The 6,018-nt window shown below is 73.0% G+C and carries 6 protein-coding genes; 2 read left to right on the top strand and 4 right to left on the bottom strand.

All coding sequences use genetic code 11. The features are described from left to right. Positions 1-71: 71 nt before the first annotated feature. Positions 72-1,790 (bottom strand): urocanate hydratase, encoded by a 1,719-nt coding sequence (gene hutU, locus ABZ281_RS33555; protein WP_356661667.1) that lies wholly within the window; start codon positions 1,788-1,790, stop codon positions 72-74. A gap of 135 nt (positions 1,791-1,925) precedes the next feature. On the opposite strand from hutU, the gene ABZ281_RS33550 reads away from it, so the two are divergent. Next, positions 1,926-3,299, top strand: a complete 1,374-nt coding sequence (locus tag ABZ281_RS33550; protein ID WP_356661665.1) for a diaminopimelate decarboxylase — start codon at positions 1,926-1,928, stop codon at positions 3,297-3,299. A 144-nt stretch (positions 3,300-3,443) separates the two neighbouring features. On the opposite strand, the gene ABZ281_RS33545 is transcribed toward ABZ281_RS33550, so the two are convergent. Continuing rightward, a complete protein-coding gene (locus tag ABZ281_RS33545; RefSeq protein ID WP_356661663.1) occupies positions 3,444-4,028 on the bottom strand; it encodes a hypothetical protein in 585 nt (194 codons plus the stop codon). 91 nt (positions 4,029-4,119) lie between these two features. Next, positions 4,120-4,962: a MurR/RpiR family transcriptional regulator gene (locus ABZ281_RS33540; protein ID WP_356661661.1), complete on the bottom strand. Its 843-nt coding sequence runs from the start codon at positions 4,960-4,962 to the stop codon at positions 4,120-4,122. A gap of 171 nt (positions 4,963-5,133) precedes the next feature. Here ABZ281_RS33540 and ABZ281_RS33535 point away from each other — a divergent pair, with 171 nt between their 5' ends. Continuing rightward, a complete protein-coding gene (locus tag ABZ281_RS33535; RefSeq protein WP_356661669.1) occupies positions 5,134-5,559 on the top strand; it encodes a hypothetical protein in 426 nt (141 codons plus the stop codon). Between the two features lie 15 nt (positions 5,560-5,574). Here the strand turns inward: ABZ281_RS33535 and ABZ281_RS33530 are convergent, their stop codons facing one another. After that, entirely contained in the window at positions 5,575-5,907 is a 333-nt protein-coding gene (locus tag ABZ281_RS33530; protein WP_356661659.1) for an SDR family NAD(P)-dependent oxidoreductase, read from the bottom strand. Between the last annotated feature and the right edge of the window lie 111 nt (positions 5,908-6,018).

Below are 6,018 nucleotides of genomic sequence, written 5' to 3'. Positions count from 1 at the left end.
GGAGTCGGGGTGCCGCCCGAGGGGGAGCAGCTCGCGCCACATGGCGTGGAAGGAGCCGCCGCTGTTCTGGCTCACGCCGGGTCACCTTCACGCATCGGGACGCGGACGCCCCGCTCCCCCGCCACCGACTCCGCGATGTCGTACCCGGCGTCGACGTGCCGGATGACGCCCATGCCGGGGTCGTTGGTGAGCACCCGGCGGATCTTCTCGCCGGCGAGCGCCGTGCCGTCGGCCACCGTCACCTGGCCCGCGTGGATGGACCGGCCCATCCCGACGCCGCCGCCGTGGTGGATCGAGACCCAGGACGCCCCGGAGGCGACGTTCACCATGGCGTTCAGCAGCGGCCAGTCGGCGATCGCGTCGGATCCGTCGAGCATGGCCTCGGTCTCGCGGTAGGGGGAGGCGACGGAACCGCAGTCGAGGTGGTCGCGGCCGATGACGACCGGCGCGGCCAGCTCCCCGCTCGCGACCATGTCGTTGAACCGCTCACCGGCCTTGTCCCGCTCGCCGTAGCCGAGCCAGCAGATGCGGGCGGGCAGGCCCTGGAAGTGGACGCGTTCGCCGGCCATCTTGATCCAGCGGGCGAGGGACTCGTTCTCCGGGAAGAGGTCGAGGATCGCCTTGTCGGTCTTGGCGATGTCGGAGGCCTCGCCGGACAGGGCGGCCCAGCGGAAGGGGCCCTTGCCCTCGCAGAACAGCGGGCGGATGTAGGCGGGGACAAAGCCGGGGAAGGCGAATGCGCGGTCGTATCCGGCGAGTTGGGCCTCGCCGCGGATGGAGTTGCCGTAGTCGAAGACCTCGGCGCCGGCGTCCATGAAACCGACCATGGCCTCGACGTGCCGGGCCATGGACTCGCGGGCCCGGGTGGTGAAGCCGGCCGGGTCCTTGGCTGCGGCGTCGGCCATGTCCTCGACGGCGGTGCCCAGGGGCAGGTAGGCCAGCGGGTCGTGGGCCGAGGTCTGGTCGGTCACGATGTCGATGGGGGCGTCCATGGCGAGGAGCTGCGGGAGCAGCTCGGCCGCGTTGCCGAGGACGCCGATGGAGAGGGGGCGGCGGGCGTCGCGCGCCTCGGTCGCCAGCTTCAGGGCGTGGTCGAGGCTGTCGGCCTTCACATCGAGGTACCGGTGCTCGATACGACGTTCGATGGCGCGCGGGTCGCAGTCGATGCAGATCGCCACGCCGTCGTTCATCGTCACGGCCAGCGGCTGGGCGCCGCCCATGCCGCCGAGGCCGGCGGTCAGGGTGATGGTTCCGGCCAGCGTCCCGCCGAACTTCTTCGCGGCGACGGCGGCGAAGGTCTCGTAGGTGCCCTGGAGGATGCCCTGGGTGCCGATGTAGATCCAGGAACCCGCGGTCATCTGCCCGTACATGGTCAGGCCGAGATGCTCGAGGCGGCGGAACTCCTCCCAGTTGGCCCAGTCGCCGACGAGGTTGGAGTTGGCGATGAGGACGCGCGGGGCCCACTCGTGGGTCTGCATGACGCCGACGGGCCGGCCGGACTGGACCAGCATGGTCTCGTCCTGCTTCAGCCCCTTCAGCGTGCGCACCATGGCGTCGAAGGAGCGCCAGTCGCGGGCGGCCTTGCCGGTGCCGCCGTAGACGACGAGCTTGTCGGGGTGCTCCGCGACCTCGGGGTCGAGGTTGTTCTGCAGCATCCGCAGGGCGGCTTCCTGCTGCCATCCCAGGGCGCTCGGTTCCGTGCCGCGCGGCGCTCGGACAGGACCAGGGGGCGGCCCGTAGGGCCTCGTTTGAGGGTGGTGGAGGGAGACGGGCGGGCGGGGTCCTGACATGGTCTGCCTCCTGGTGGGTGCGCGGTGCTCCCGGCGGTTTGTTGCTGTGACTATTCACATCCTGGACGCCTGAATAGAGCTAGTCAATACGTCGGGGTGTCGGCGCGGCGCCACCGCGAATGTTTGGCTGGATGCATGGGCGCACACATCGAGACGGAAGAGGCGGACGACACCGGGGCCCGGCGGGCCGCGCGGCGGGACGAGGCGGTGCGGGCCGCGGTGGAGCAAGGGCTGCTCGGGCCCGACAGCCCCATCGTGGGGCTGCTGGACGTCACCGGCATCCGGGAGTCGGCGGCGGAGCTGCGGGCGGCGTTCGAGGCGGTGGTGGCGCCGGGCACGCCCGTGCTGCACGCCTTCGCGGTGAAGGCGACCCCGCTGGTGCCGGTCCTGCGGCTGCTGCGCGAGGAGGGCGTCGGCGCGGAGGTCGCGAGCCCGGGTGAGCTGGCCCTGGCCCGGGCGGCGGGCATGACGCCGGAAGTGACGGTGCTCGACTCGCCCGCGAAGACGCCGGCCGAGCTGCGCGAGGCGCTGTCCCTGGGCATCGCCGTCAACGCGGACAACCCGCAGGAGCTGGCGCGGATCGACGCCGTGATGCGGTCCTCGGCCAGCCGCTCCCCGCTGGGGATCCGGGTGAACCCGCAGGTCGGGGGCGGCTCCATCGAGGCGTTGTCCACGGCGACGGCCACCTCGAAGTTCGGGGTGGCGCTGCGTGACGAAGGCGCCCGGGAGTGGGTCGTCCAGGCGTATCTGGACCGGCCTTGGCTGACCCGGCTGCACGCGCACACCGGGTCCCAGGGCATCCCGCTGGCCCTGATGGCCCGGGGCGTGGCGGAGACGTACGCGCTGGCGGAGGAGATCAACCGGCGGGCCGGGCGGCGGCAGGTCGACACGCTCGACATCGGCGGCGGCCTGCCGGTGAACTTCGCGTCGGAGGCGACGGCACCGACCTACGCACCGTACGCGCGGCTGCTGGCCGAGGAGGTGCCGGGGCTGCTCGACGGGCGATACGGGCTGGTCACCGAGTTCGGGCGGTCACTGCTGGCCAAGCACGGGACGGTGGTGGCGCGGGTCGAGTACGCGAAGACCTCCGGCGGGCGGGCGGTGGCGGTGACGCATGCCGGGGTGCAGGTGGCGGCCCGGACGGTGTACGCGCCGGGGAGCTGGCCGCTGCGGATCTCCCCGTACGACGCGAAGGGGCGACCGAAGGAGGGGCCGGTGGTAGTGCAGGACGTCGCGGGGCCGGCCTGTTTCGCGGGGGACCTGCTGGCCGAAGGGCGGTCCATGCCGTTGCTGGAGCAGGGGGACTACGCGGCGGCGCTGGACACCGGGGCGTACTACTTCGCCCACCACTACGGGTACAACTCGCTGGTGCGGCCCGGGGTGTACGGGTTCGGACCGGGGGGACGCTTCGCGCTGGCGCGGCGGGCGCAGACCGTGGATGAGGTCGTCGCCGAGTCGGGCGGGGCGCAGGTGGATGCGTTGACGCGAGCGCGGTGGGAGGTTCCGTAGGATTCCGGCCGCGGGTGCGTCGTGGCTTGTCGCGCCCACGCGGCGGAGCCGCACATCGGTACAGCCCCGCCCCCTGGGTGGGCCGGCCGCTGCCCGATCCCACCAGCGCAGGGGGTTTGCCCAGGGGGGCCCGCCACCGCCCGATCACACCAGCGCCGGTGTTTTCCTTCGCGCGCCTCCCGGTGCGGCGTCTCCCGCCGCGATGCCCGTGCTGCGGTACGCCCTCACGCGCTTGCCGGCCGGGTGGGCCGCTCCCCCGCGCAGCCAGTCCACGCGGACCCACAACAGCGCTTCGCCGGTCTGCTCGCGGCGGCCCAGCCAGGCCGACTTCAGCCACAGGCCCGCCCCGCAGCCGGCCAGCAGCATGCCCCCGGCCGCCGGGGTCGCGAAGGCGCTGCCCAGGGCGGCGAGGAAGGCGAGGAGAAGCCACCAGCGGTGGCCCCGGCGCCAGTTGCGTACCGTGACCGCGCGGTCCTGGAGTACGTCGTGCTTGCCGGCCCGGGACGCGGCAGCGGCCAGGGCCGCGTAGCGCTTGCGGCGTGCGTACGCGACCACCGCCGTTGCCAGGACGAACAGCGCCGCTCCGGCCAGGACGCCGATGCGGCGTCCGGTCAGGCCCGGGGCGAGCAGGCCGATGCCCGCCGCGAGAACGCCCAGCCACCACAGCGGGGCCGCCCCCGCCCGTACGACGACGGCCACTCGGGCCAGTCCCTGTCCTCCGCGCGTCACGACCAGCCTCCGTCCGCTCTGTGAAGCCTCTGGGAGCCGTACGGTAGCGACGCAACGTGAGACGAGTCTTAAAAAAGCCCCGCCCGTGCCGTCAGTCGACGAACAGGCCCCGCGCCGCCGCCTTCGTGTCGAACTCCTCCAGACGGGACTGGGCCTGGGGCAGGTCGTCGCACATGGCCTCCAGCAGCACCCGGCCCAGCAGCATCGGCGCGCAGGCCGTGTCGAAGGCGAGGCCGGTGCCGACGGCGGCGGGCAGCAGCAGGTCGGACACCTTGGCGACGGGCGCGAAGGCGGAGTCGGCGACCGTGACGACGGTCAGCCCGGCCTCCTTGGCGTAGGCGAGGGTGTCGACGACCTCGCGGGGGTGCCGGGGCAGCGCGAAACAGAGCAGTGCGCTCGCGCCGGCCCGGACGGCGGCGTCGATGCGGTCCTGGAGCATCGTGCCGCCCTCGCCGAGCAGCCGGACGTCGGGATGCACCTTGGCGGCGAAGTAGGCGAAACCGTGTGCCTGGGCGGCAGCCGCCCGCAGGCCGAGGACGAGCAGCGGCCGGGAGGCCGCGAGGAGGCGTCCGGCGCGCTGGACGGGGCCGGGATCGGCCAGTGCCTCCGCCAGGTGCCGCAGGTTCTCGATCTCGGCCTCGACCGCCTGCTGGTACTCGTTGTGGGACCCGGTCTCCGCAGCGGGTTCGGCGGGAGCGACCTCGCGCAGATGGCGGCGCAGGGCGGGGTAGCCGTCGAAGCCGAGGGCGACGGCGAAGCGGGTCACGGACGGCTGGCTGACTCCGGCCAGCTCGGCGAGCTCCACACTCGACAGGAACGGCACGTCGGCGGCGCGCCGCACCATGCTGTGGGCGATGCGCCGCTGGGTCGGCGTCAGCCGGTGGCCCTCGAAGAGCGCCTGCAGCCGCGCGGCAGGGCTGTCGGTCACGCTCATGACGTGCTCCCCCTCGCCTATTCAGTAGCTGAGGATTCTGCATGAGCATATGCAGAGCGGCAAGCCGGACCGCAGGGCGGCGGCGTACGGCCGGGGACCCCCGGCTCAACAGGGGGGCTAACCCCAGTGCGGCCGGCGGCGGCGCTTTCTACCGTGGACGGCATGACGGGAATGGACGCGCGGGACGCCGACCTCAAGAGGGAACTCGACGCCACCCTGCACGCACGCAGGGATCTGGGCGAGGAGTACGAGCCGGGGCTGGTCGACTCGTTCCTGGAGAAGGTCGACCAGCGGATCGACGGCGCGGTGGAGCGCCGGGTGCGCCGGCAGCTCGCGGAGCAGCAGATGCAGGCGGCCCGGGACTCCCGGTCGCCGAGGGTCACGGACTCCTGGGGCGAGCGGTTCGGCTTCGGGATCGTCTCCCTGGTCCTCGCGGTGCCGCTGTCCGCCATCGGCGGGGGCGTGGCCCGTCTGCCCGGGCTGCTCGTCGCCTGGGCGGGCATCGTCGGCGTCAACGTCGTCCAGGCGCTCCGCTCCAACCCGAACCTCTTCGGCCGCCGCCGCACGTCCTCCCAGGACGGTGACTGGGAGGACTGAGCGCGCGCACGCCGTTCAGACCTGCCGCGTCGGCAGCGCGACGATCTGCCGCAGGTTGACCCGGCGCGGCCGGCTCGTCGCGTAGGCCACCAGGTCGGCCAGCTCCTCCGCGGACAGGGCGCCCACCTCGTCGAGCATGCTCTCGACCTGCCGGGACAGGCCCGCGTCGGAGATGTGGGTGCGCAGCTCGCTCTCCACGAACCCGGGCTCGATGTTGGTGACCCGGACGTCCCGGGGCCCGAACTCCCCGCGCAGGGCTTCCGACAGATAGGTGACGGCCGCCTTGGTCGCGCCGTACACCGCGTAGTTCGGGAAGCTGAGGTGCGCGGCGATGGACGAGATGTTCACGATGTCGGCCGTACGGCCGCCTGCGTCCGGACCAGTTCGCGGTAGAAGACGTCCAGGGGCAGGGTGGTGGGCACCACGGCGTGCTGAATGTCGAACAGCCGGTAGTCGCGG

The organism is Streptomyces sp. NPDC006265 (assembly GCF_040613555.1).
In the GTDB taxonomy this organism is placed as follows: domain Bacteria; phylum Actinomycetota; class Actinomycetes; order Streptomycetales; family Streptomycetaceae; genus Streptomyces.
This window is presented reverse-complemented; position numbering and strand designations above follow the sequence as displayed.